Here is a 24,801-nt window from a genome sequence, read left to right as displayed (position 1 = left end):
GCACTCTCTCTCCTCGTCAGGGTACCAGCGCAGCGACGGGCCCCTGAAGCCCCGGCCTGATCCGCCGGGGCTTCTCCTTTTGCGCGACTACTTCTTCTTCGGCAGGTACAGGTCGGTGATGGTGCCTTCGTAGGCTTCGGCGGCCATCGCCACCGATTCGCTGAGCGTCGGATGCGGATGGATGGTGTGGCCGATGTCGGCCGCCTCCGCGCCCATCTCGATCGCCAGCGCGAGCTCGGCGATCAGCTCGCCGGCATGCAGGCCGACGATTCCGCCACCGAGCACGCGCCCGGTCGCCTCGTCGAACACCAGCTTGGTGAAGCCCTCGGTGCGGCCGACGCCGATCGCGCGGCCGGAAGCGGCCCACGGGAACTTGCCGACCCCGACCTTCAGGCCCTTCTCCTTCGCCTCGGCCTCCGACAGGCCGACCCAGGCGATCTCCGGATCGGTGTACGCGACCGACGGGATCACCCGCGCCACCCATTCACGCTTCTGTCCCGCGGCCACCTCGGCGGCGAGCTTGCCTTCGTGGGTCGCCTTGTGGGCCAGCATCGGCTGCCCGACCAGGTCGCCGATGGCGAAGATGTGCCCGGCGGTGGTGCGCATCTGCCGGTCGACCGGAATGAAGCCGCGACCGGTGACCTCCACGCCGGCCTTCTCCGCATCCAGCCTGCCGCCGTTGGGCGCCCGACCCACGGCGACCAGGACCCGGTCGAACAGCGCCGCCTCCGGCGCGCTGCCGCCCTCTTCGGCCGGCTCGAAACCGACCTCCAGGCCCTTCTCCCGCGCCTCGACACCGGCTGCCTTGACCTTGAGGTGGACGGTCACGCCCAGCTTCTTCAGCCGGTCGGCCAGCGGCCTGACCAGGTCGCGGTCGGCGCCCGGCACCAGCTGGTCCATGAACTCGACCACGGTGACTTCGCTGCCCAGCGCCCGGTACACGGTCGCCATTTCCAGGCCGATGATGCCGCCGCCGACCACCAGCAGCTTCTTCGGCACCTCGGCCAGCTCCAGCGCGTCGGTGGAATCCATCACCCGTGGGTCGTCCCAGGGGAAGCCCGGCAGCTTCACCGCCTGCGAACCGGCGGCGATGATGCACTGCTCGAAACGGATGAGCTTCTTCCCGCCTTCGCCCTCCACCTCCAGCTCATGGGCGGAGACGAAGCGGCCGCTGCCGGTGACCACCCGCACCCTGCGCTGCTTCGACATGCCGGCCAGGCCCTTGGTGAGCTGGCCGACGACCTTGTCCTTGTAGGCGCGCAGCCTGTCCAGGTCGATCTTCGGCTCGCCGAAATCGACGCCGTACTCGGCCGCCTGCGCCGCCTCGCCGATCACGCCGGCGGCATGCAGCAGTGCCTTGGACGGGATGCAGCCGACGTTGAGGCAGACGCCACCCAGGTCCGGGTAGCGCTCGACCAGGACGGTGTCCAGGCCCAGGTCGGCGGCGCGGAACGCGGCGGTGTAGCCACCGGGTCCGGCGCCGAGGACGAGCATGGTGCATTCGACGTCCGCCTGCCGGCCGGTGGCTTCCCCGGCCTTCGGCGCCCCGCGCTTTTCATCCCCGCTCCCGCCTGCGGCAGAGGGCTGCGGCGAGGGTTCCCCGCTGCCCTCCCGCGGCGCGCGGCGCGCGTCGACCTCTGCCGCTGGCGGGAGCGGCGCATCGGCGGACGTTTCGTCCTTGCCTTCGGCTTCCGTCTCCAAGACCGCCAGCACGGCGCCTTCGGCAATCTCGTCGCCGACCTTGACCCTGAGCTCCTTCACCACCCCGGCGGCGCTGGAGGGCACCTCCATCGTCGCCTTGTCGGATTCCAGCGTCGCCAGGCCCTGGTCGACTTCGACCCGGTCGCCCACCGACACCAGCACTTCGATCACCGGGACGGCGTCGAAATCGCCGATGTCGGGAACCTTGACCTCGATCTGTGCCATGCAGCCTCCTCAGTTGCGGTCCGCGCCGGTCACAGCAGGACCCGGCGCATGTCGCCGAGCACCTGGGACAGGTAGCTGGTGAAGCGGGCCGCGGCGGCGCCGTCGATCACCCGGTGGTCATAGCTCAGCGACAGCGGCAGGACCAGGCGCGGCTTGAACTTCTCGCCGTTCCAGACCGGCCGGGTGTCGGCGCGCGACACACCCAGGATCGCCACTTCCGGGGCGTTGATGATCGGGGTGAACTGGGTGCCGCCGATCCCGCCCAGCGAGCTGATCGAAAAACAGCCACCGCTCATCTGCGCCGGGCCGAGCTTGCCCTCGCGCGCCTTGCCGGCCAGCTCCCCGGCCTCGGCGGCGATCTCCATCACCCCCTTGCTGTCGCAGTCGCGGATCACCGGGACCACCAGGCCATTGGGCGTGTCGGCGGCGAAGCCGATGTGGAAGTACTGCTTGAGCACCAGGTTCTCGCCGGCCGCATCCAGCGAGGCGTTGAACTCCGGGAACTTCTTCAGCGCCGCGACGCTGGCCTTGATCAGGAACGCCAGCACGGTGAGCTTGGTCGCCTTGCCCTTGGCGATCGCCTTCTCGTTTTCCTTGTTGAGTTGGACGCGCAGCTCCTCCAGCCCGGTGATGTCGGCATCCTCGAACTGGGTGACGTGCGGGATCATTGCCCAGTTGCGGGCCAGGTTGGCGCCGGAGATCTTCTGGATGCGGGTCAGCTCGCGGGTCTCGACCGGGCCGAACTTTGCGAAGTCGACCTTCGGCCACGGCAGCAGGTCCAGCCCGCCGCCACCGCCGCCCGCGCGCGGGGATGCGCCACCGCCCGACATCACGCCCTTGACGAACTTCTGCACGTCCTCGCGGGTGATCCGGCCGCCGCGCTCGCTGCCGCCGACCTGGCCCAGGTCCACGCCCAGCTCGCGGGCGAACAGGCGCACCGCCGGACTGGCATACGGGACCTTGTCGGGCAGCAGCTCGTTGGCGTCGAAGGCCACCGGCGGCGAGCGGCGCGAGGTCGCGTCGGTCCCGGCGTCGGCATCACCGGTACGGTGCGCCGCGACTTCGCGCTGGGCGAGCTTGTCGCGCTCGCCGACGTTGGCCGGTTCCACGGCGGTGTCCGGCTCGGTGGTGCGCGACTCAGGCGCGGCCTCGCCGATGCCCTCCTCGACCGGCTTCGCGGCCTTCGCCTCATCCTTGCCGGCCGTGTCGGCGGCGCCCGCCTGTGCCCCGCCAGCCTCTCCGCCGGCCGGCTCGATCATCGCGACCACGGCGCCCTCGGCCACCTCGTCGCCCTCCTTGACCTTGATCTCGCGCACCACGCCGGCGAACGGCGCGGGCACTTCCATCGTGGCCTTGTCGGATTCCAGCGTGACCAGCCCCTGGTCGACGGTGACGGTGTCACCGACCTGCACCAGCACCTCGATCACCGGCACGCCATCGAAGTCCCCGATGTCGGGAACGCGCGCTTCCTTCAACTCAGCCATGTGGGGTCTGCCTTGCACGAGAGGCCCCTATTGTGGGCCGCCGCCCGCGGGAGCGCCAAGCATGCATCCGGGCGTGTTGACGCGATGGAAACATCGGTGAACCCCGCCCCCCCCACCGGCGACGGGGCGGGCAAGCGCGGTTCAGGCGACGCCGGATAGGTTGGCCGCGCCGGTCACCCCCGTGACCGGTCCACGAGTAGAAACAACGATCTCCGGAGGTCCCCCATGAAACGCATCAACCTCACTCTTGCCCTGCTGGGTGCCATCGCCATCGTCCCCGCCGCCATGGCCCAGGAGGCCCCCGACCACCGCTTTGCCGTGGTTGGCGGCTACGCCCTGAGCGAGCCCACGGGCGATGCCAGCATCGCCGGCGGCAAGGCCGATCTCGACGGCGAGGGCGCCGCCACCCTGAGCGCCAGCTGGTACGCCACCGACAACATCGCCATCGAGGCCTGGGGGACCGACAAGTTCGGCCACCGGGTCAACGGGCCGAACGGCAAGGCCGGCAGCGTCGACGCGCAGCCCTACGCGCTCAGTGGCCAGTACCACTTCGGCACCAGCGAACAGACCGTGCGTCCGTACGTCGGCCTTGGCTACTACGAGATGAACTACGACGGCGAGACCGTCGAGGCGACCGGTCCGCTGGCCGGACAGCGCCTGGGCGTGGAAACCGCCAAGGGCGCCATGGCCACCGTCGGCGCCGACGTCAAGCTCAGCGACCGCTGGTTCGTCCGTGGCGACGTGCGCTACCTGCACGGCGATTCGGACCTGTCGCTCGACGGCGAAAAGGTCGGCAAGGCCGACACCAGCCCGGTCATCGTCGGCCTGGGTGTTGGCGCCAGGTTCTAAGCGGTAGAGAGCGGTAGCCGGGAACGGGAGGACTCCCGTTCCCGGTTCATCGGTATGTCCGGGCGCGCGCCCCCAAGGGAACAATCAGCCCAGCGTCCCCGGCGGTGGTGGCGGGTCCGGATCACCGGCATGGACGATCCGCTCGCGGCGCAGCAGGTACAGGCCGCTGGCGACGATGATTCCGGCGCCGGTCCAGGTCGCCGGGTCGGGCAGAACCCCCCAGACCATCAGGTCCAGCAGCACGCTCCAGACCAGCCCGGTGTATTCCAGGGGCGCCAGCAGCGAGGCCTCGCCGACCCGGAATGCTTCGGTCAGCGCGTACTGGCCAATGGCGCCGGCGAGCCCCAGTCCGACGATCACCCACAGGTCGGCGCGGCGGATCGGGACCCAGTCCGGCCAGGCCAGGATCCCGGCGCCCAGCGCGAGGAAGAACAGCAGCCAGACGATCATCGAGGCGGTCGAATCGGTCCGCGCCAGCACCCGCACGGTGATCGCGCTGACCGAATAGCCGATCGCCGCGATGACCACCGCCAGCGCGGCCAGGCTGAGCGCACCCTCTCCCGTGGGGCGCATGACCACGATCACGCCGACCATGCCGACCACGATCGCAGTCCAGCGGCGCGGACCGACCTTCTCGCCCAGGATCGGCACCGACAGCGCGGTGATCAGCAATGGCGCGACGAAGAACAGGGTATAGGCCGTGGACATCGGCATGCGCGCCAGGCCATAGGCGAAGCAGGCGATCATTCCCACCGAGACCAGCCCGCGGAACACCTGCAGGCCCCAACGCACCCGCCACAGGGACGGCAGCGCACCGCTCGCGGCCACCCAGGCCAGGATGAAGGGCAGCGAGGCGGTACCTCGCAACGCCGCCACCTGCATCGGCGGATAGCTGGCGGCCAGGTGCTTGAGCCCGGCATCCATCAGCGCGAAGGCCGCCACGGCCAGCAGCATGGTCAAGGCGGCACGGGTCTGCGGGGCGAGCGGCATCAGGATCGGGGCGGAGCGTGGCCGGCCAGCATAAGGGCGACAGGTGGAACAGTGGGCTAACCTTGCCACCAGACCATTGCTGCAGATACAGGGACCCCCATGCCTTCCTTCGACATCGTCTCCGAAGTGGACAGCTACGAACTGACCAACGCCGTGGACCAGGCCAACCGCGAACTCGGCAACCGCTTCGACTTCAAGGGCGTCGATGCACGCTTCGAACTGGAGGAGCAGGTCATCACCCAGTCCGCGCCCAGCGACTTCCAGCTCCAGCAGATGACCGACATCCTGCGCGCCCGGCTGATCGCCCGCGGCATCGACGTGCGCTGCCTGGAGTTCGGCGACGTGGAAACCAACGTGGCCGGTGCGCGGCAGAAGATCACCGTCAAGCAAGGCATCGAGCGCGAACTGGCCAGGAAGATCCAGTCCGCCCTCAAGGACGCCAAGCTCAAGGTCGACAGCCAGATCAACGGCGACAAGCTGCGGGTCAACGGCAAGAAGCGCGACGACCTGCAGGCGGCGATCGCCCTGCTGCGCGGGCAGGAATTCGAGCTGCCGCTGCAGTTCGAGAATTTCCGTGACTGAGCGCCGCCAGGGCGTGGCCCGCCGTGACTGAGCTCCGATGAATCACGACGCAGATCCGATCGCCGCCACCCGCCGCTGGCTGGAGCGGGCGGTGATCGGACTGAACCTGTGTCCGTTCGCCAAGGCGGTGCACGTCAAGGACCAGGTCCGCTTCGTGCTCAGCGAGGCGGACACGCCCGACGCCCTGCTGCAGGAACTGGCCGACGAGCTCGCCTGGCTGGCCGACACCGACCCGGCGGTGGTCGACACCACCCTGCTGATCCATCCGCGGGTGCTGGGCGACTTCGGCGACTACAACGACTTCCTCGACCAGGCCGACGCGGCGATCGACGCACTCGGCCTGGAGGGCGAGATCCAGGTGGCGAGCTTCCACCCCGACTACCGCTTCGCCGGGACCGCGGCGGACGATCCCGGAAACCTGACCAACCGTTCGCCCCACCCGATGCTGCACCTGCTGCGCGAGGAAAGCATCGACCGGGCGGTGGCGGCCTACCCGGACCCGGAAGTGATCGTGGAGCGGAACATCGCCACGATGGAACGCCTCGGCCAGGCGGGCTACCGCGCCCTCCTCGCGGCCGACGATCCCTAGGCTTCGGAAAACACGCGGGCCAGGTCGGCCTCGCCGAGCAGGCGCCACGCCCCTTCCGGAAGGTCGCCCAGCGTCAGGGCGCCGACCTGCGGGCGGTGCAGCGCCTCGACGTGGTTGCCGACCGCGGCGAACATCCGGCGGACCTGGTGGTAGCGGCCTTCGGTCAGGGTGAGCCGGGCGCTGCGGGGACCGGTGACCTCCAGTTGCGCGGGTGCCAACGGGGTGTCCTCGCCGTCGAGCATCAGCGTGCCGCTGGCGAAGCTCGCGGCCTCGTCGCCGCGCAGGTCCTCGGCCAAGGCCGCCGCGTAGGTCTTGGCCACGGCGGCCTTCGGCGACACGATGCGGTGCAGCAGCTGGCCATCGTCGGTCATCAGCAGCAGGCCGCTGGTCTCGCGGTCCAGCCGGCCGACACTGGACAGGATCGGGCTGCGCAGGCGGAAGCGCGGCGGCAGCAGGTCGTAGATCACCCGGCCCGGATCACGGGTAGAGCAGGTATAGCCGACCGGCTTGTGCAGCATCAGCACCAGGCCGGGCGCCGGGTCCAGCGGCTCGCCATCCAGGCGCACCTGCCCATGCGGCACCCGGTCATCGGCGTACAGGACCTCGCCGTCGAGGTCGGTGACCCGGCCCTCGCGGAACAGCCAGGCGACCTCCTTGCGGCTGCCGTAGCCCAGGTTCGCCAGCAGCCTGAGCAGCTTCATCGCGCACTCCTGCGTGCATGGACCACCTTGAACCCGCCCTGCTGGGCGACGGTCTCGACCTGCGCGAAGCCGCTGCCCAGCGCTGCCTCGTAGGGCAGGTGGCGGTTGGCGACCAGCCACAGCGAGCCGCCCGGCTGCAACGCGGCCGCCGCGGCGGCGATGAAGGCGCGGCCGATGTCGGGGCGCTCGGCACGGCCCTGGGCGTGGAATGGCGGGTTGCTGATGATCACCTCGTAGCGCTCCGGAAGACCGGCGGTGACGTCGTGCCAGTGGAAGCCCAGCGCTGCGCGCCCGGCAAACGGGGCAAGGTTGTCGCGGGCCAGTTCCAGCGCGCGCGCGTCGGCCTCGTACAGGTCCAGCGCGGTGATCCGCGGGCAGCGCTCCAGCAGCTCCACCGCCAGATAGCCGAAGCCCGCGCCCAGGTCGGCGGCGCGCCCGGCGAGGGTCGCCGGCAGGTGCGCGGCCAACAGCGCCGAGGCCGGATCGATCCGGTCCCAGGCGAACACCCCGGGGCGGCTGCGGAAACGCCCGCCGGCCACCGGCCGCGGCGCGTCCAGCTCCCGCCACGCGTCCAGCAGCGTGTGGTCCACCCGGTCGGCGGCCTCGGCCAGGCGCAACGGCCGGGTCCAGAACACCCGCGCCTTGTTCTTGCTCAATGTCGAAAGCGGCCCGGCCAGCCGTCGCAGGTCGTCCTCGGCCGAGCGCGCGCCCTCGTTGTTCGCGGCGCAGGCGAGCACCCGGCCGCCCGGCGCCACCCGATCGAGCGCCCGGGCATACAGTGCGCGTGCCTGCTCGCGCTGGCGCGGGGGCAGCACCAGCACCAGCGGATGACGTTGCCCATCGTGACCGGCGGCAAGCGGCAAACCGGCGCGCTCCAGGGCCTCGGCTTCGGGCCTGAAGTCCTGTTCGCAGACCAGCCCCGGCAGCGCATGGCGGGACAGCGCGGCGCCCGCGCGCGCATGCAGGAACGCGGCCCCGCCTTCCACGGGCCAGGCGAGTTCGCCGCGCTCGAACGGCAGCATCAGGGTCTCAAGCAGGGCGTCGGTATCGGCCACGTCGGCAATGGATGGCGGGGAGGAGCGGCAGTGTAGCCGCCGGGCCTGCACGCGCCGCTGACCGGGCCTCGCGCAGTCTGCCGGGCATGCCCGAGGGTCCCTCCATCGTCATCCTGCGCGAGCAGGCGGAAAAGTTCGGCGGCCAGGTCGTGGAGGAGGTTGGCGGCAACAGCCGCATGGACATCCAGCGCATGGCCGGGCAGCGCGCCGGCACGCTGCGCAGCTGGGGCAAGCACTTCCTGGTCCCGTTCGACGGCTTCACCCTGCGGGTGCATTTCCTGCTGTGGGGCAGCTACCGCATCGACGAGCGCCGTGGCGACGGCAAGGAACGGCTGTCGCTGCGCTTCGACAACGGCGAGCTCAACTTCTACTCCAGTTCGTTGAAGTACATCGAGGGCGACCTCGACGAGGCATATGACTGGGCCGCCGACGTGATGTCCGACGCCTGGGACCCGGCGGCGGCGAAGAAGAAACTGCGGGCGATGCCCGACACCCTGGTTGCCGACGCGCTGCTCGACCAAGACGTGTTCGCCGGCGTCGGCAACATCATCAAGAACGAGGTGCTGTTCCGGATCCGGGTGCACCCCGAGTCCACCCTCGGCTCGCTGTCGCCGCGCAAGCTGGGGGAGCTGGTGACGCAGGCGCGCGAGTACAGCTTCGACTTCTACCGCTGGAAGAAGGACTACGTGCTCAAGAAGCACTACCAGGTGCACACCCGGACCGAATGCCCGCGCTGCGGGCGCAGGCTCGAATACCGCGCCAAGCTGGGGAAGAAGCAGCGCCGGGCCTTTTTCTGCGGCCACTGCCAGAAGCTGTACGCCTGAGTCGCCCGCGTTCCGCCTACACCGGTTTCATCGGCCGGCAACGCCGGCGCGGCCACGCTGGAGCCGTACCCACCCAGGAGGACGCCATGCGCGCACTTTTCGTCGGCGGCACCATCGACAACAGCGAGCTGGACATGGACGGCGAGCCGCCGATCCACTATCCCGAGAACACCGGCGGCGGCCAGCCGCGCTACCGGCTGTACCAGGTGGGGCGCAGCGGCGGCGAAATCGCCTACGTGGTCTACGCGGCGCCCGGCCTGCCCGAAGAAGAGGCCGCGCGCATCGCCGGCGAACGCGACTATGCCCGCCGGTTCTCCGCCGAGGACGTGGTCAGCGGCATCGACGCACGCTGACGCCGGTCAGGCGTCCAGTTCGCGCAGCACCACCGAGGGCGGCGCGTCGAGCACCCGGCGGGTCGCGAACAGCCCCGCCGCCAGCGCGGCCACCAGCCCGGCGAGCGCGCCGGCCACGGCCATGCCCCAGTCTGGCGACCAGGGCAGATCGAAGGCCCGGGTGGCCAGCACGCCGGCCAGCACCGAGGCACCCAGCGCGGCGACCGTCCCCGACAGCAGGCCGATCGCGGCGAACTCGGAGGCCTGCGCCAGCCGCAGCTGCCGGCGGCTGCCACCCAGGGTGCGCATCACCCCGCCCTCGCGCAGGCGCTCGTCCTGGCTGGCGGTCACCGCCGCCATCAGCACCAGCACGCCGGCCGCGATCGAGAACCAGAACACCACCTCGACCACGGCCGAAACCTGGTCGGCGGTGCTGCGCACCTGGTCGAGCACCGCGCCGATGTCGATCACCGTCAGGTTCGGGAAGCGCTCCACCAGCGCGGCGGTGAAGCCGCCCTGCTCCGGCGGCACGCTGACCGCGGTGATGTGGCTGGCCGGGTAGCCCTCGAGCGCGCCGGGCGAGACCAGCACGAAGAAGTTCGGGCGGAAGCTCTCCCAGTCGACCTCGCGCAGGCTGGTCAGCCGTGCGTCCAGCTGCTGGCCGGCGATGTCGAAGCCGATGGTGTCGCCCAGCTCCCACCCCAGCGACCGCGCGTAGCCCTTTTCCACCGAGAGCTCCGGGGCCGGCGGCGCCCGCTCGCCCCAGTACTCGCCGGCAACCACCCGGTTGTCATCACCCAGGGCGCCGGCGGTGGACAGGTTGAACTCGCGCTCGGCGCGCCGGCGGGCACGCAGGGCGTCGTCGTCGGTGCTGTCGTCGGCGGCGTAGTCCTCGCCCGACACCGGCTCGCCGTTGCGGGCGGCCAGGCGGGCGCGGACCATCGGGAACAGCACCGGTTCGCCGAGCCCCTGGCTGGCGATGAATCCGCGCACGGCATCGACCTGGTCGTCCTGCACGTTGATGATGAAGCGGTTCGGCGCCTCCGCAGCCAGCTGCAGCTGCCAGCGGTCGAGCAGGTCGGTGCGCACGAAGGTCAGCAGCAGCAGGGCCATCAACCCCAGCCCCAGCGAGGCGACCTGGGCGATGCTGGTGGCCGGTCGCCGGCCGACGTTGGCCAGGCCGTAGCGCAGCGGCCCGCGCAGGCGCGAGCGCAGCCTGCGGACCAGCACCACCAGCCCCCACGCCAGCAGCGCCAGCACCGCGGACGCGACAGCAAACCCGCCCAGCATGGCGCTGCCCACCACCACCGAGCCGGCCTGCCACCACAGCAGCGCGGCGAGCCCACCGAGCCCGGCCAGCGCGACCAGCCAGGCGGAAGGCTCGGAGCGGTCCAGGTCGCGGCGGATCACCCGCAGCGCCGGCACCTTGCGCAACGCGAGCACCGGTGGCGCGGCAAAGGCCAACAGCACCAGCAAGCCGACGCCGTAGCCGGCCAACGCCGGCTGCCAGCCCGCCGGCGGGATTTCCAGCCCGAGCACCGGCGCCAGCCACAATCCGACCGCCCACTGCAGCACGAAGGCAAGTCCCACCCCGGCGGTTCCGGCCAGCAGGCCCAGCATCAGCAGCTCGCCCAGGTGGATGCCGGCCAGGGTGGCCTGGCTGGTACCCAGGCAGCGCATCACCGCCGCGCCCGAAAGATGCCGCTCGCTGTGCTGGCGTGCCGCCATCGCCACCGCCACCGCGGCCAACAACACCGAAACCAGCGCCGCCAGGCGCAGGAAGCGGCCGGCGCGGTCGAGCGCGGAACGCACTTCCGGACGCGCATCGGCAATCGTCTCGATGCGCTGGCGTGGCCCCAGTGCCGCCTTGGCGGCCGTGGTGAAGCGTTCCACCGCGGCGGCATCGCCGGCCACCACCAGCCGGTGCTGCATCCGGCTGCCCTCCTGCACCAGGCCGGTGGCCGGCAGGTCGTCGAGACTGAGGAACACCCGCGGGGCGATGTTGAAGTAATCCAGCGCGGCGTCCGGCTCGGCGGCCACCAGCGCGACCAGCCGCAGTTCGAGTTCGCCGATCGCCAGGGTGTCGCCGACCGACGCCCCCAGAGCCTGTGCGCCGGCGCGGCTGAGCCAGGCGGTCCCGGGGGCCGGCACCGCCGGCGCGGCCGTCTCCACTCCAGCGCCATCGCCAAGGGTGAACGCACCACGCAGCGGGAAGCCCTGGCCCAGCGCCACCAGCTCGCCCAGCTGCAGGCGGGCCGACTCGCCCCGCCCGACCCGGATCATGCTGTTCATCTCGACGGTGCGGGCCTGCCGCAGGCCGTCCGCGGCGGCCGCTTCGGCGATCGCACCTTCGATCGGCATCGCCGAGCGCACCACCGCATCGCCGCCCAGCAGCTGGTTGGCCTCCATGGCCAAGGCCCGCTGCGCGCGGTCGGTGATGAAGCCGATCGAGGTCACCGCCAGCACCGCCAGCGTGAGCGCCGCCAGCAGGATCCGCACGTCGCCCGCCTTCAGGTCACGGCGCATCTGCCGCCATGCGGCCCGCAGCACGCCTGCGGCCCCCAGGCCGTGCCAGGCGCCGGTGCCGCTCATGCGCTCGCCACCCGGTCATCCATCAACCGCCCGGCATCGAGCCGCAACCGGTGGTGGCAGCGCGCGGCGAGCTGCTCGTCGTGGGTGACCAGCACCAGGGTCGTGCCGGCGGCGGCATTGAGTTCGAACAGCAGCCCGATGATCGCCTCGCCGGTGTGGCTGTCGAGGTTGCCGGTGGGCTCGTCGGCGAACAGCAGCGCCGGGGCGGTCACGAAGGCACGCGCGAGCGCCACGCGCTGCTGCTCGCCGCCGGACAGCTGACGCGGGTAGTGGTCCAGCCGCTCGCCGAGTCCGACCCGGGCCAGGATCTGCCGGGCCGGGGCCTCCACCTCGCCGTCGCCGCGCAGTTCCAGCGGCAGCATCACGTTCTCCAGCGCCGTCAGGGAAGGCAGCAGCTGGAAGTTCTGGAACACGAAGCCGACCTTCTCCCCGCGCACCCGCGCCCGGCCGTCCTCGTCCAGCGCGGACAGCTCGTGCCCGTCGAGCAGCACCCGGCCGCGGGTCGGCACGTCCAGCCCGGCCATCAGCGACAGCAGCGTGCTCTTGCCCGAGCCCGAGGCGCCGACGACCGCCACCGTTTCGCCACGGCAGATGGAGAAGCCGACGTCCTCGAGGATGGTCAGCGGGCCGCCGGGCAGCGGCACCTGCTTGCCCAGGGACTCGACCAGCAGCATGGGGGCGGTTGCGGACGTCGACACGGAAGGGGCGGCGGGATCGGTCATCATGGGGCGCTTGCAGGAGGAGGTGGTGATGCAGCAACGGGATTCCGTCGCGTCCAGGTATGCGGCCGTCCGCTGGTCCGCGCAATGTGCCATCGGCTTGATGCTGACCGCCCTGCTGGCGTGGGCACCATCCGCGGCTGCGCAGGATCGCACGTCCGCGGACGCGGGGCCGACGGTGCTGGTGATGGGCGATTCACTCTCGGCCGGCTACGGGATGACCGCCGCCGAAGGCTGGGTGGCCCTGCTGGCCGATCGGCTGGCCACCCGGACGCCACGCTGGAACGTGGTGAATGCCAGCATCAGCGGCGAGACCACCGCAGGCGGCCGCTCGCGGATCATCGATGCACTGGCACGCCACCGGCCGCAGGTGGTGGTGATCGCGCTGGGCGCCAACGACGGGCTGCGCGGGCTGCCCACGGCCTCCACCGCCGCCAACCTCGCCTGGATGATCGGCGCCGCCCACGGCGCCCACGCCGAGGTGCTGCTGGTCGGCATGCAGATGCCACCCAACCTCGGCGCGGAATACACCCGGGCGTTTGCCGGCAACTACCGCACGCTGGCGGACCGCTTCGACGTGGCCCTGCTGCCGTTCCTGCTCGAGCCGATCGCCTTGGATCCCGACGCCTACCAGGCCGACAACCTGCACCCGCTGGCGGCGGTGCAGCCGCGGCTGCTGGAGCATGTGTGGGAAGCGCTGGAGCCGATGCTGGATTGAATCCCGGGCAAGTGAAGCGCACCCGGGCAGGCCGCGGCCGGAGCCGCTTCTACGGAGCTTCGCGGCCGGCGAGCAGGGGATACGGGTTGACCGCCGTGCCCTCCCACCAGTGCTTCTCCGGGCCCAGAACGAAGATCGCGAAGTGCAGGTGCGGGGCGTCGTCGCTGGCGTTGCCGGTGCTGCCCACATATCCGATCACTTGGCCCTGGACCACGGTGTCGCCCTCTTCCAGGCCCGCGGCGTAGCGGTCCAGGTGGGCGTAGTAGTAGGCGTGGCGGCCGGCCTGGTCGAACTGGTAGATCGTCAGCCCGCCAGGCACGCTGTCGAACAGTTTCTCGATGCGGCCGTCAATGGCGGCCACGACCGGCGTGCCGCGCGCAGCCATGATGTCGAGCGCCTCGTGGCTGCGATCGCTGCCGCGGGCGTCCTGGAAGGTGTCGTGGAGGGCTTGGCGGGAGACGCCCTGGACCGGGACGATCAGGCCGTTGGCGTCGGGGGTCGGGGCGGTGGTGCGGGATTCCGGCCCGGGGCCGGGAGGGTGGACGGCCTTGGCGGGCGGTGATGGCGCGGCGGCGGTGGCGACGGGCTCCCGGGTGCGGCCGCTGGCCTTGCCCGGGCTACGGGGCGGGAGGGTGCGGGCGCCGGTCTGGGCCGGGCCACGGGGCGGGGACGGGGCGTCGGTGCCGTGCTGGGTGCGGTCGCGGTCGAAGGCCAGTGCGGCGCCCGGGTCGGCGGTGTCGCGGGTCGTCCAGAAATACACCGCGTTCGCACCGGCCAGTACGCCGGCTGCGAACAGCAGCACGCCCGCCAGGACCCGCCCTCCGCGATTCACCGGCTACTCCTGCAGCACTGCGACGGTGCCCGGGCCGACCGCCCGGGCCAGCGCCAGTGCGCTCCAGTTGGTCATGCGGATGCAGCCGTGGGAAGCGGTCTTGCCGACCTTCGCGGGCTCCGGCGTACCGTGGATGCCGTAATGCTCCTTGGACAGGTCGATCCACACCGTGCCAACCGGACTGTTGGGGCCCGCCGGCACCTCGGCCTTGGCGTGCGAGGGGTCGGCGTCCCAGAACAGCTCCGGGTTGTAGTGGAACACCGGGTCCTCGGCCACGCCCTCGATGGTCCATTCGCCCAGCGGCAACGGGTCGTGCTCGCTGCCCATGGTGGCCGGCCACTGGCCGATGACGGTATCCGCGGCATCGAGCAGGCGGACCACCGAATCGGACCGGTCGACCACCACCTTCGCGCCCTCCGGCAACCGTGCGTCGGCCACGTTGGGCACCCACCAGCGCGCGCCAACCTGGAGCTTTGCTTCGGGATTGAGCCGCCGCAGCAGCCCGGGGCTGGCGTGGAATTTCTCGCCCAGCGCCTCCAGCGCCGACGAGTACCCAAGGCGCTCCAGCGCCGCCTTTTCCTCCATGTCGGCGGGGATGTCCACGAACGGGCCGTCCAGGTCCGCGGCGGTGAGCGTGTAGGCGACCAGCGGGTCGGCGCCGTCCAGGGCCAGCTTGTCCCAGGTGTCGGCGCCGACCTTCCCGGTCACCTCGAGGCCATGGCGCTGCTGGAAGCCCTCGATGGCGCGGGTGGTGTTGCTGCCCCAGGCGCCGTCGATCTCGCCGGGCGAGAAGTTCGCGCGGTCCAGCAGGACCTGCGCCCGGAGCACGACCGGCGCCGCCGCGTCCACGTCCGCCGTCCCGCTGCCGGCGCGGTTGGTCTCGCGCGCCAGGTTTTTCCCTCCCCCGACCGGCGGCTCTGCCTCTCCGGTGGCGGCCGGGGACGGCTCGTCTGCCTGCCGCATGCCGCTCGCAGCCAGTGGCGGGGGCGCCAGCGCCAGGGTGAGCGCCGCGCAGGCGGCCAGTACCAGCGATCCGGCGGGCAGGTGGGGTCGGGTCATGTGCGGCTCCGCATCCAGTGTTGCGGGGGATGCTCCCTGCCCCGGCGACGTGGGTGCGTGAAGCCGCCACCTGAGCGGTTCAGCCGCCGCTGTCCGGCTTTACCTGGATTTCGCGCACGCCTTACGCGGCGTGCGCGACGCTGGCCCTGCGACGCGACGGCAATGCACCGGAGCGCGCTGTCCAACCAGGATCCGATCCGAGGAGGAACGACATGGCGAACAACCGCAACGACCAGAACCGCGACCAGGGCCAGTTCGGCGAGGGCCAGCAACAGGGCCGCCAGACCCGCAGCCAGTACGAACAGGGCAAGCAGAACGTGGGCCAGGACCAGAGCCGCGAGTCCGGCCAGCGCAACATGGGCCGCAGCCTGGAGGAAGAAGAGGAGGAGTAGCTCCCCGCTCCGCGGCAAAGAAGGCGCCCCCAAGGGGCGCCTTCTCATTTCCGGGCCGCGCGCTTTTTGCCTGCCGGGGGTTCGTGGCCCAGGTCGGGCAGCGTCTGCCGGCACGCCTTCTCCCAGCCGGTCCACGGGTCGTTGCGCAGGCTGGCATCGCGGCGCAGGGCGCGCTCCAGGTCGTAGTCCGCCCCGGACTTCGTCCGTCCCAGTTCATCCCAGCGCAGCGGCATCGCCACCCCGGCCGCCTCGCGCGCCCGCAGCGACCAGCTGGCCACGCTGGTGGCGCCGCGGCCATTGCGCAGCCAGTCGATGAAGATCACGCCCTTGCGCCTGGCCTTGGAGGCGGTGGCGACGTAGCGCTCGGGAGCGCGCGTGGCCATGGCATCGGCAAAGGCCTCGCAGAAGGCCTTGGCCCGGCTCCACTCCGGCCCCGGCGCGATCGGCACCACCACGTGCAGGCCCTTGCCGCCGGACAGGCGCAGGAAGCTTTCCAGCCCCACCTCGGCAAGCCGGTCGCGGACGTCGCGCGCGGCGGCCTTGATCGCGCGCCAGTCCACGCCCTCGCCGGGATCGAGGTCGAACACCAGCCGGTCGGGGTGCTCGACGTCGTCGATCGTGGAGCCCCAGGGGTGCAGCTCCAACACGTTCATCTGCACCAGGTCGAGCAGGCCGTTGGCGTCCTCGATGTACACGTAGTCCTCGTGGCCGCCGTCCTTTTCGCGGATCGGCACCGCGTGGACCGCGCCGCCGAGGGTGTCGGCGTGGTGCTTCTGGAAGAAGCAGGTGCCGGCCGCGCCCTCCGGGCAACGCAGCATCGACAGCGGGCGCCGGACGACCTCCGGCAACAGCCGCCCGGCGATGGCGCGATAGTAATCGGCCACCTGCTGTTTGGTGATCTTCTTCCCCGGATAGATCAGCTTGTCCGGGCTGGTCAGTTTGCTGGTCGCCTGTTCACCCACGTCGGCCGCCTCCTTGTCCTCGCGTAACCGCTGGAAACTCGCCTGCCGCAGCAGGCCCTCCTTGCCCAGGCCCCGGAAGGCCAGTTCCACCACCATCCGCGGCTCCACCCAGGTCACCTCGCGCTTGGCGAACGGCACATGGGCCGGCAAGGCGACGGTCTCGCCCTTGCGGGCGATGGCTTCCAGCGACGGGGTCAGCCGTCGGAGCATGCTGTCGTCGAAGCCGGTGCCCACCCGTCCGGCGTAGCGGAGCCGGCCGGCCTCGCGGGTGGCCACCAGCAGCGAACCGAAGCCGACGCGCGAGCGCCTGGGCGCGGTGTAGCCCACCACCACGAACTCGTCGATCTGCGCGTGCTTCACCTTCAGCCAGGCACGGGTGCGTCCGGGCACATACGGGGCGCCCGCGGCCTTGCTGATGATGCCTTCCATCTCCTGTCCCCGGCTGGCGGCGAACACCTCCGCGCCGTGGCCTTCGATATGCCGGCTCAGGGCGAGCACGCCGTTGGCCTCGGCGCCCTCCAGCAACGCGGCCAGCAGCGCCTTGCGGTCGTCCTGGCGGGCTCCGGTCAGGTCGACGCCTGCCAGTGACAGCAGGTCGAAGACCACGTAGCGCAGGGTGGCGCTGGAGCTGCCCTCCAGGGTGCGCTGCAGTTCGGAAAAACTGTTGCGGCCCTTGCTGTCGAGTGCGATCAGCTCGCCGTCCAGCTGTGCCTGCGCGGCCCCGAGGCCTTCCAGCGCGCGCACGATGTCGGGATGGTCGGCGGTCCAGTCCAGGCCGTTGCGCGAGCGCAGCTGCGCGCTGCCCCCCTGCAACCGGGCGAGCATCCGGTAGCCGTCCCACTTGAGTTCGTTGAGCCAGTCCTCGCCGGCGGGAGGCGCCTCGACCAGGCTGGCCAGCTGCGGCTCGATCCACTCCTCGCCGCGCAATGCGCGGGAACCGCCGACCGCCTGTGCGCGCTTCTCCCAGTCGTCTTTTCCACCGCCCGCCCTGGCGGGTTTCTTCCGGGCCGCGGTCTTGCCGGCGGCCTTCTTTCCTCCCGCGACCCGCGCGGCGGGCGCGGCCTTGCCCTTGCTGGACGGCTTCGGCTCGCCCGACGGGCGACGCCCCTTCCAGCCTTCCGGGGTGGGCGCGTCATTGATCTCGTCCGCCTCGGTGTCGGCGGCGAAGTCGTCGCTGCGCTTGATCAGCAGCCACTGCGGCTTGCCGCTGCGCCGTTCATTCGCCCGTCCACCGGTGCGCACCAGCTTCCAGCCACCGCCCAGGCGCTCGCCGTGCAGTACGAAGTCCAGCTTGCCGGCGGCGATCGCCTCCAGCGGATCGCCGTCACTGCTCCACACCCCGCGGTCGAACAGGTCCACATGGCCGGCGCCGTAATGGCCTTCGGGAATGTCACCGGTGAAATCCGCGTACGCCAGCGGGTGGTCCTCGACCTCCACTGCCAGCCGCCTCTCGCCCGGCCGCAGCGACGGCCCCTTGGGCACCGACCAGCTCTTGAGCACGCCGTCGGCCTCCAGGCGGAAGTCGTAGTGGCGCACGCTGGCGTGGTGCAGCTGGATGACGAAGATCGGCCGGTGCCCGCTGCCGCTGCCGCGGCCGGCCTCGGCGTCGGGCTCGGGCGTCTTGTCGAAGCGGCGCTTGCGGGCGTACTCGCGAAGGCTCATTGCGGTCCCCTGGCGGCGTAAGGCGGAGGGTGGCTGCCGGGGCTAGGCCGCCTTCTTCCTGGCCGCGGTCTTCTTGGCCGCCTTGCCGGCCGCCTTCTTTGCCGCGGTGCCCTTCGTGGCGGCCTTCTTGGCGGGAGCCTTCTTCGCCGCGCCCTTCGCGGCCTTTTTCGCCGCCTTCTTCGGTTTTTCCGCGGGCGCGTCGGCAGGCACCTTCTTCGCCGGGGTGCGCTGGTTCTTCTGGATGCTCTGCTGCAGCAGTTCCATGAAGTCGACCACGTTGGTGGCCGCATGGTCGTGGACCTCCGGCTCCTGGTCGGCGGCGGAAACCACGCCGTGTTCCTTCATGCGCCTGCCGATCACGTCCTGCAGGCGCTCGCGGAACTCGTCGCGGTACTCGTCCGGGGCCCATTCGCCGGCCATGGTCTGGATCAGCTGCTCGGAGAACGCGAGCTCCTTGTCGGTGATGCGGTAGTCGCGGCTCTCGCCTTCCGGCAGGCGGTACTCGCCCACGTCCACCAGCTCCTGCGGGTAGCGCATCATCATCAGCATCAGCGCGTCGCCCTGCGGCATGACCGCGCACAGGTGCTCGCGGGTGCGGATGACCACCCGCGCGATGCCGATCTTGCCGGTGCGCTCCAGCGCCTCGCGCAGCAGCACATAGCCCTTCTCGGCCTTCTTGGCCGGTACCAGGACGTAGGGCTTCTCGAAGTACTGCGGTCCGATCTGGTCGACGTCGACGAAGGCCTCGACCTCGATCGCGTCATGGCTTTCCGGGGCGGCCGACTTGATGTCGCCCGGCTCGAGCACGACGTAGCTGCCCTTGTCGTATTCGAAGGCCTTGACGATGTCCTTCCAGGCCACTTCCTCGCCGGTCTCGGAGTTGACCCGCTCGTAGCGGATGGGCCGGTTGTTGCGCGAGTCGAGCATCCGGAACGAGATGTCGGTCTTGCGCTCGCCGGCCATCAGCGAGACCGGGATGTTGAGCAGGCCGAAGGTGAGGGTTCCTGACCAGATGGGACGGGCCATGGGGGCTCCTGGACGCCGCGGCGGGCGATCCAGTATTGGAAGCGGCATGTGATGCGGGTGTTGAACCTTTCACCGCGGGTTGCCGCCGGCGCCCCCAGCATGGCCGCAGCCCCGCCCCCGAGGACATCGCATGACCCGCACCGCCAAACGCGTCTTCACCGCCCCCGGCGACATCGAGCACCTGCAGGCCCAGATCGGTGAATTGTGCGAGGGCGCCTACGTGCGCCTGACCACGAAGGACGGCGACATCCAGCAGGGCACGGTCAGCGCCCGGCCGCAGGCCCAGTTGTTCTTCGATCCCGACGGCGCGGAAGGCACCAATGCGGTGGTGCGCCTGGTGGAACCGGCGATGGACCCGGTGGGCGCCAGCCAGCGCGAGTTCTGGCTGGACGAGATCGCCCGGATCGAGCGCCTCGACCCGCCCTGAGCGCGGCAGGCAGGGGCCGCGGAAAGGAACAGCGGAAAAAGAAAAACCCGGCCGGAGCCGGGTTTTTCCTGTCTTCATGCGCCGCCTGAAGCGGCGCGGAAGTCGTCTTACAGCGCCTCGACGGCGTCAGCCTGCAGGCCCTTCTGGCCCTGGGTCACGGTGAAGCTGACCTTCTGGCCTTCCTGCAGCGACTTGAAGCCATTGCCCTGGATGGCGCGGAAGTGAACGAACACGTCCTCGCCATTCTCACGGCTGATGAAGCCAAAGCCCTTGGCATCGTTGAACCACTTGACGGTTCCGGTTTCGCGATTGGACATCTTTTTGATCCTTGTAACAGGTAACGAATGCCGCATTCTGCGGCGATGGTGCTGGTTGCAAGGAACAAGCGAGGTGCAACGATGATGCGGATCGTGGGATCTGCGGCATCGGGCCACGATTCACGGTGACCCTGGCAAGCAGCGGCCTGCACAATAGGCCGGCCGCGCCGCGGCTGCAAGTGCCGGGTTCCGGCACCCGGCACGACGTTCAGCAAACCCGCCCTGCCCGGCCGCGCCGGTGCGGCTATTCTTGGCCCCATCGGCGGCCACGGCCGCAGCCCTTTCCAGCACCATGACCGACACCCAGCACGACACCCCGCCCGACCGGCTGTCCAACGATCCCGGCAGCCCGCACCACGACCCGGCGCTGCTCGCCCGCGGCATCGGCATCCGCTTCAATGGCCAGGAGCGCACCAACGTCGAGGAATACTGCATCAGCGAAGGCTGGGTGCGGGTCGCCGCCGGCCGCGCGCTGGACCGCCGCGGCCAGCCGATGACGATGAAGGTCAAGGGCAAGGTCGAACCGTATTTCCTGACCCCCGCAGCCGGGACCGCGGACGCCGAGTAAGCCGTTCCCCTCTCCCGCTCGCGGCGGGAGAGGACCGTGGCGGGGGCACTCAGTCGCGCTTGCTCCCGATCACCTCGCCACTCTCGGGATCCAGCTTCAGCTCGACCTTCCGGCCCTGCGGGTCCACTGCCTCGGCCTCCCAGAGCCCGTCGTCGAACTCCACGTCGCGGACCCGGGTGTAGCCGGCCGCGTCGAGCCGTGCGCGGATGTCCTGGGCACCCAGCGTGGCGACCGCGGTGCTGGGGTAGAGCTTGCCGGTGGCCGGGTCGATGCTCACCTCGAGCCGTTTGCCGTCCGCGCTGCGCGCATCGGCCTTCCACAGGCCGCCCTTGTACTCGATGTCGTGGACCCCGGTGTAGCCCTGGGCGGTCAGGGTGCTACGGACGGTCTGTTCGTTCATCGGCTCCTGTGCCTGCGCGGCGCCGATGCCGGTGCCGACGGCCAGCGACAGGGCCAGCAGGGTGGCGGTGGTCGTCTTCATGGGATTCTCCGGACTCTCGATGGGAAGGGAGAGTCTCCGGCGTGCCCGGGCAAACAACAGTGAAGGACCGCGCCGCGGCCGCGGGCTGTTCAGGCGCGGCGCCGGTACCGGCGGGGCATGCTCACTCCCACAGCCGGGCCGCGCCGGAGACCAGCAGCTGGTATTTGTGCGGCGGCACCGTGGCGGTGATCGCGAACGCCTCCAGCGCCGTGTCGCGGCGTACGGGAATCGCCGCAAGGGTGCCGTTGGCATTCACCAGCCGGGCGACCACCGGGTGGGTCGCGTTGCTGCCACGGCGCCAGACCACCCCGACCTCGCCGTTGGCCAGCATCACCGGGGTGCCGGGCGGAAACACGCCGATCTCGCGCACCAGCCGGGCGGCAAGCGACTCGTCCACCAGCCGGCCACGCTCAAGGAACAGGCTGCGCAGGGCGAGGCGGGCATGCACCGCCTCGCGCCAGGCGCGCGGACGCACCATGGCCGAGTAGATGTCGACGATCGCCAGCAACCGCGCGCCGCGGCAGATCGCGGTATCGCGCAGGCCGCCGGGATAGCCGCTGCCGTCCAGGCGCTCATGGTGGTGGGCGATTGCTTCCAGCCATACCGCGTCGTCCACCCCCGCGACCCGCAACAGCTCCACCCCGAACTGCGGGTGGGCGTCGACCATGGCCCGCTGGTCCGGCGTGAGCGCCGACTCCTGGCGGTTGAGGGTGGCCGCCATGGGCGTGAGCGCGACATCGAAGGTCAGTGCGGCAGCGACCAGCGAGAGTGACTCGTCCTCGTCCCATTCCAGCGCCTGCACCAGCATCTGGCACAGCGTGGCCGCGTGCAGCAGCCGGGCGCTGTGGGCATCGTCGGCCACTTCCAGCTGCATCGCCGCCAGTGCCGCGTCGGCGTCGCGGCCGACCAGCGCGCGCAGCCGGATGGCCAGGTCCAGGACCTGCAGGGCGAGATCCTCGCCACGGCCCTCGGCGATCGCGGCGTGCAGGTGCTCCAGCTCCACGCGCATGCGCTGCAGGGTGGCGAAGACCGGTGGCCGGGGTTCTTCCGGTAGCCCGGGGAGCCCAAGGCCCTCCGGTTCCGCTTCCGGCCCGGGATCGGCTCCGGCATCCTGATCGTCATCCCCGGCCGCAGCCGGGTCCCCGTCGCTGGTGGCCGCCGGGTCCGGCAGATCCTCCGTCGGGGGCTCCAGCTGGCCGGCGCTGGTGGCGGTTTCCGGGACGATCATGCCGCGCGCAAGCACGATGCCCAGGTGCGCCTCGCCCGCGACCACCATGCCCTGCCCGAACAGCAGGGCACCGTCGCGGTCGTACACCGACCACGGCAGCGGCTTGCCGATTTCGACCTCTTCCGCGCTTACCGGCCGCACGCCCGCCTCCTGCAGGTTCCCGGTCGGGAACACCCCGGGACCCTAACGGCACGAGGCGCAAAGTCTTGAGGCCGATCCGGGAGTCGGGGCCTCAGGTGTTGCGGGGGGAACGGGCGACCTGTTCGTCACTCACCGGGCCGTCGCCCGCCTGGCTATCGACGGAGTCGTCGTAGCCGCCACGCACGCCCTTCCCGCGCTTGTCGCGGACCTGATCCTCGACGGCCGCGCCACTGTCGCGCAGGCGCACGGTGTCGAGTGCGTCCTCCACCCGCTTGTCGTCGTCGGGCTGGTGGAGCCCCTGCTTGTGTCCGCTGGCCTCGCCGCCGGCGTACGCACCGCCGGGCTGGCCACTGCGGCCACGGTCTACCTGTCGTTCGCGGTCGTTGTCATGGCCGGTCATCGTGATCCTCCAATCAGGGTTCGCGTCCAGACTTGCACCGGGGGCGTTAGCTCACCGCGATCACCGGGTCAGACCATGTCCTCGCCGTTCCGCCGGGCGCGCAGGAAATCGCGCACGACGGCCCGGCCCATGACGAACATCATGATCGCGACCAGGATCGGCCAGACCAGGATGTAGGCGGTCATCAGGATGTCATTCATTTCGTCGTCCTCCGTCGTGTGGTTCAGGCGCGGCCGGGCTGGCCGGCGCCATGCGCCACGTCCATGCCCGGCTCAACGGCGCCGTGGTCTTGCTCGTGGAAGGCGGTGACCCGCCGGCGGATCAGGTCGAAGTCGAAGTCCTCGTTGCTGCGAATGCTCAGCAGGGTGCAGACCACGGTGCTCACGCCGTAGGCGTTGAGCGAGCTCAGCAACACCGTGTAGTCACGCAGAAAGCCCAGGGTGAACGGGGCGAGGCCCAGCGCGGCACCGATGCCGACCAACAGCCCGGCCCTGATGCCGAAGAAGCCGAAGGCCATCAGCCCCAGCACCACGCCGGCACCGATGGTCGCGAACGCCTCCAGCAGCAGCGCGCCCGTCCCGTCCAGCGGCACCAGCCCGAAACGCACCGCGCAGAACACCACCAGCGAGACCAGCACCGAGACGGTGAATGCCCGGTTGTCGACCTTCGGCCAGTACAGGCTGGCGATCACCGGGAACACGATCGAGCCCCACAGCGCGCCGACGAACACCAGCAGCGCGAGGATGTCGATGCGGTAGCTGGCGAACACCAGGCCCGCGGTGGTCGCCGCGATCATGGTCAGGCGGCCGACCCACAGCATGACCCTGGGATCGACCCGGCCTCGGGCCAGGTTGCGGCCGTAGATGTCGGCCATGACGATCGACGACAGCGCCGCCAGGTCCGAGTCCGCGGTCGAGGACAGCGAGCCGATGACCATGACGAAGAACACCCCGATCAGCACCGGGCTGAGATAGTTCGAGGCCATCTGCGGGATCAGGTTGTTGTGGTCGCCCCCGGCCGGCTCCAGGCCCACCATCAAGGCGACCACGCCGAGCATGCCCAGGCCGATCACCGTCGCCCCGTAGGAGATGGTGGCCGAGATGAAGGTCGGCTTGATCATGTCCTCGCGCACCGCGAACAGCCGCTGGGCAATGGTCTGGTTGCCGATCGCATAGGCGAGCACCGCGGCGAAGTACGGTGCGCCCTGCTCCAGGAACGCGGTCTTCGAGAACAGGCTGGCCTGCTCGGCGGTGAAGCGGTCCCAGCCCTGGCTGACCACCTCGGTGCCGCCGGCACTGAAGAACACCGCCGGAATGATGATCGCGGCCGCGCCCAGCATCGCCGCCACCTGCACCACGTCGGTCAGCACCGAGGCCCGGAACCCGGACCACAGCGTGTACGCGAGCGTGCCGACGCCGGCGATCAGTACCCCGTGCACGAACTCCAGCGGCGAGAGCATCGCCACCAGCGCGCCGGCGGCGGTGAAGTTGGCCATCAGGCTGATCAGGCTGCCGACGATGTTCGAGCCGGCGAGGATCAGCTGGCTGGAACGTCCGTGGCGGGCGTGGATGATCTCCGCCAAGGTGTGCGCCTCGGGCGCCAGCTTGCGGAAGCGCATGCCGAAGGGATAGATGAACAGGATCATCAGCGCCCCCCACAGCCCGTAGTGGATCGGCCCGGAGATGCCGTACTTGTAGCCGGAGGTGGCGGCGGCATAGAACGAGGCGGCCCAGATCCAGGTCGCGGTCATGCTGGCGGCGGAGATGCCGAAGCCGACCGCGCCGGTGGAATTCATGTACCCGTCGACGTTCTCGCTCTTGCGCCCGATCCGCATCGACAACAGGAAGGTGCCGCCGTAGAACGCAAGCAGCAGCAACAGCACGGTCGAGGTCTGGAGCTGGTAGAACGAGAAACCATCCACGGGCAGTGGGTCCTCCGGTCAGGG

At 70.6% G+C, this 24,801-nt stretch carries 26 protein-coding genes; 9 read left to right on the top strand and 17 right to left on the bottom strand.

Annotated features, from left to right (window positions below; all coding sequences use genetic code 11):
- Positions 1-87 precede the first annotated feature (87 nt).
- Both lpdA and LY625_RS10620 read right to left on the bottom strand, forming a co-directional pair.
- Positions 88-1,926: a dihydrolipoyl dehydrogenase gene (gene lpdA / locus LY625_RS10625; protein WP_233740178.1), complete on the bottom strand. Its 1,839-nt coding sequence runs from the start codon at positions 1,924-1,926 to the stop codon at positions 88-90.
- Between the two features lie 29 nt (positions 1,927-1,955).
- On the bottom strand, positions 1,956-3,410 hold the full coding sequence (locus LY625_RS10620; RefSeq protein ID WP_233740177.1) for a dihydrolipoyllysine-residue acetyltransferase: 1,455 nt from the start codon (positions 3,408-3,410) through the stop codon (positions 1,956-1,958).
- A 225-nt stretch (positions 3,411-3,635) separates the two neighbouring features.
- Here LY625_RS10620 and LY625_RS10615 point away from each other — a divergent pair, with 225 nt between their 5' ends.
- The gene (locus tag LY625_RS10615) at positions 3,636-4,259 is read left to right on the top strand and encodes an OmpW family outer membrane protein (protein ID WP_233740176.1); all 624 of its coding nucleotides are present in this window, start codon (positions 3,636-3,638) and stop codon (positions 4,257-4,259) included.
- An 84-nt stretch (positions 4,260-4,343) separates the two neighbouring features.
- Here the strand turns inward: LY625_RS10615 and LY625_RS10610 are convergent, their stop codons facing one another.
- The gene (locus tag LY625_RS10610) at positions 4,344-5,249 is read right to left on the bottom strand and encodes a DMT family transporter (protein ID WP_233740175.1); all 906 of its coding nucleotides are present in this window, start codon (positions 5,247-5,249) and stop codon (positions 4,344-4,346) included.
- A gap of 99 nt (positions 5,250-5,348) precedes the next feature.
- Here LY625_RS10610 and LY625_RS10605 point away from each other — a divergent pair, with 99 nt between their 5' ends.
- Both LY625_RS10605 and LY625_RS10600 read left to right on the top strand, forming a co-directional pair.
- Positions 5,349-5,831, top strand: a complete 483-nt coding sequence (locus LY625_RS10605; protein ID WP_233740174.1) for a YajQ family cyclic di-GMP-binding protein — start codon at positions 5,349-5,351, stop codon at positions 5,829-5,831.
- Positions 5,832-5,868: 37 nt separating this feature from the next.
- A complete protein-coding gene (locus tag LY625_RS10600; protein ID WP_233740173.1) occupies positions 5,869-6,420 on the top strand; it encodes a DUF1415 domain-containing protein in 552 nt (183 codons plus the stop codon).
- On the opposite strand, the gene LY625_RS10595 is transcribed toward LY625_RS10600, so the two are convergent.
- Positions 6,417-7,121: a pseudouridine synthase gene (locus tag LY625_RS10595; protein ID WP_233740172.1), complete on the bottom strand. Its 705-nt coding sequence runs from the start codon at positions 7,119-7,121 to the stop codon at positions 6,417-6,419. The genes LY625_RS10600 and LY625_RS10595 overlap by 4 nt on opposite strands.
- Complete coding sequence (locus tag LY625_RS10590; protein ID WP_233740251.1) at positions 7,118-8,143, bottom strand: class I SAM-dependent methyltransferase; 1,026 nt, start codon at positions 8,141-8,143, stop codon at positions 7,118-7,120. Before LY625_RS10590 ends, LY625_RS10595 begins: the two co-directional genes overlap by 4 nt.
- A gap of 119 nt (positions 8,144-8,262) precedes the next feature.
- Here LY625_RS10590 and LY625_RS10585 point away from each other — a divergent pair, with 119 nt between their 5' ends.
- Together LY625_RS10585 and LY625_RS10580 are read left to right on the top strand one after the other, a co-directional pair.
- Positions 8,263-9,000, top strand: a complete 738-nt coding sequence (locus LY625_RS10585; protein WP_233740171.1) for a DNA-formamidopyrimidine glycosylase family protein — start codon at positions 8,263-8,265, stop codon at positions 8,998-9,000.
- An 86-nt stretch (positions 9,001-9,086) separates the two neighbouring features.
- The gene (locus LY625_RS10580; RefSeq protein WP_233740170.1) at positions 9,087-9,353 is read left to right on the top strand and encodes a hypothetical protein; all 267 of its coding nucleotides are present in this window, start codon (positions 9,087-9,089) and stop codon (positions 9,351-9,353) included.
- Between the two features lie 6 nt (positions 9,354-9,359).
- On the opposite strand, the gene LY625_RS10575 is transcribed toward LY625_RS10580, so the two are convergent.
- Positions 9,360-11,924, bottom strand: coding sequence for an FtsX-like permease family protein (locus LY625_RS10575; protein ID WP_233740169.1), 2,565 nt, complete (start codon positions 11,922-11,924; stop codon positions 9,360-9,362).
- Complete coding sequence (locus LY625_RS10570) at positions 11,921-12,598, bottom strand: ABC transporter ATP-binding protein (protein ID WP_305067673.1); 678 nt, start codon at positions 12,596-12,598, stop codon at positions 11,921-11,923. Before LY625_RS10570 ends, LY625_RS10575 begins: the two co-directional genes overlap by 4 nt.
- Positions 12,599-12,746: 148 nt before the next feature.
- Here LY625_RS10570 and LY625_RS10565 point away from each other — a divergent pair, with 148 nt between their 5' ends.
- Positions 12,747-13,361, top strand: a complete 615-nt coding sequence (locus LY625_RS10565) for an arylesterase (RefSeq protein ID WP_233740167.1) — start codon at positions 12,747-12,749, stop codon at positions 13,359-13,361.
- A gap of 49 nt (positions 13,362-13,410) precedes the next feature.
- Here the strand turns inward: LY625_RS10565 and LY625_RS10560 are convergent, their stop codons facing one another.
- Positions 13,411-14,193, bottom strand: coding sequence for a M23 family metallopeptidase (locus tag LY625_RS10560; protein ID WP_233740166.1), 783 nt, complete (start codon positions 14,191-14,193; stop codon positions 13,411-13,413).
- A 3-nt stretch (positions 14,194-14,196) separates the two neighbouring features.
- Positions 14,197-15,156 carry a L,D-transpeptidase gene (locus tag LY625_RS10555; protein WP_233740250.1) on the bottom strand — a complete coding sequence of 320 codons (960 nt, stop codon included), beginning with the start codon at positions 15,154-15,156 and terminating at the stop codon, positions 14,197-14,199.
- 308 nt (positions 15,157-15,464) lie between these two features.
- Here LY625_RS10555 and LY625_RS10550 point away from each other — a divergent pair, with 308 nt between their 5' ends.
- Complete coding sequence (locus tag LY625_RS10550) at positions 15,465-15,644, top strand: hypothetical protein (RefSeq protein WP_233740165.1); 180 nt, start codon at positions 15,465-15,467, stop codon at positions 15,642-15,644.
- Positions 15,645-15,688: 44 nt separating this feature from the next.
- Here LY625_RS10550 and ligD read toward each other — a convergent pair whose 3' ends face one another.
- Entirely contained in the window at positions 15,689-18,268 is a 2,580-nt protein-coding gene (gene ligD, locus LY625_RS10545) for a DNA ligase D (RefSeq protein WP_233740164.1), read from the bottom strand.
- Positions 18,269-18,310: 42 nt separating this feature from the next.
- Positions 18,311-19,294 (bottom strand): Ku protein, encoded by a 984-nt coding sequence (locus tag LY625_RS10540; RefSeq protein WP_233740163.1) that lies wholly within the window; start codon positions 19,292-19,294, stop codon positions 18,311-18,313.
- 130 nt (positions 19,295-19,424) lie between these two features.
- On the opposite strand from LY625_RS10540, the gene LY625_RS10535 reads away from it, so the two are divergent.
- Positions 19,425-19,721 (top strand): DUF3247 family protein, encoded by a 297-nt coding sequence (locus LY625_RS10535; RefSeq protein ID WP_233740162.1) that lies wholly within the window; start codon positions 19,425-19,427, stop codon positions 19,719-19,721.
- Between the two features lie 107 nt (positions 19,722-19,828).
- On the opposite strand, the gene LY625_RS10530 is transcribed toward LY625_RS10535, so the two are convergent.
- Complete coding sequence (locus LY625_RS10530) at positions 19,829-20,038, bottom strand: cold-shock protein (protein ID WP_233740161.1); 210 nt, start codon at positions 20,036-20,038, stop codon at positions 19,829-19,831.
- A gap of 292 nt (positions 20,039-20,330) precedes the next feature.
- Here LY625_RS10530 and LY625_RS10525 point away from each other — a divergent pair, with 292 nt between their 5' ends.
- Entirely contained in the window at positions 20,331-20,606 is a 276-nt protein-coding gene (locus LY625_RS10525) for a DUF3297 family protein (protein ID WP_233740160.1), read from the top strand.
- Positions 20,607-20,655: 49 nt separating this feature from the next.
- Here the strand turns inward: LY625_RS10525 and LY625_RS10520 are convergent, their stop codons facing one another.
- From LY625_RS10520 to LY625_RS10500, 5 genes are all read right to left on the bottom strand, one after another.
- Positions 20,656-21,087 carry a PepSY domain-containing protein gene (locus tag LY625_RS10520; protein ID WP_233740159.1) on the bottom strand — a complete coding sequence of 144 codons (432 nt, stop codon included), beginning with the start codon at positions 21,085-21,087 and terminating at the stop codon, positions 20,656-20,658.
- Positions 21,088-21,208: 121 nt separating this feature from the next.
- On the bottom strand, positions 21,209-22,489 hold the full coding sequence (locus tag LY625_RS13525; RefSeq protein WP_233740158.1) for an HD domain-containing phosphohydrolase: 1,281 nt from the start codon (positions 22,487-22,489) through the stop codon (positions 21,209-21,211).
- Between the two features lie 58 nt (positions 22,490-22,547).
- Positions 22,548-22,856 (bottom strand): hypothetical protein, encoded by a 309-nt coding sequence (locus LY625_RS10510; protein ID WP_233740157.1) that lies wholly within the window; start codon positions 22,854-22,856, stop codon positions 22,548-22,550.
- Between the two features lie 68 nt (positions 22,857-22,924).
- A complete protein-coding gene (locus LY625_RS10505) occupies positions 22,925-23,056 on the bottom strand; it encodes a putative transporter small subunit (protein ID WP_233740156.1) in 132 nt (43 codons plus the stop codon).
- Between the two features lie 23 nt (positions 23,057-23,079).
- Positions 23,080-24,777, bottom strand: coding sequence for a sodium:solute symporter family protein (locus tag LY625_RS10500; RefSeq protein ID WP_233740155.1), 1,698 nt, complete (start codon positions 24,775-24,777; stop codon positions 23,080-23,082).
- Between the last annotated feature and the right edge of the window lie 24 nt (positions 24,778-24,801).

It is taken from the genome of Lysobacter sp. GX 14042 (genome assembly GCF_021390425.1).
GTDB lineage: Bacteria > Pseudomonadota > Gammaproteobacteria > Xanthomonadales > Xanthomonadaceae > Novilysobacter.
Note: the sequence above shows the minus strand (reverse complement) of the source record. Positions and strands in the feature narration are given on the sequence as shown.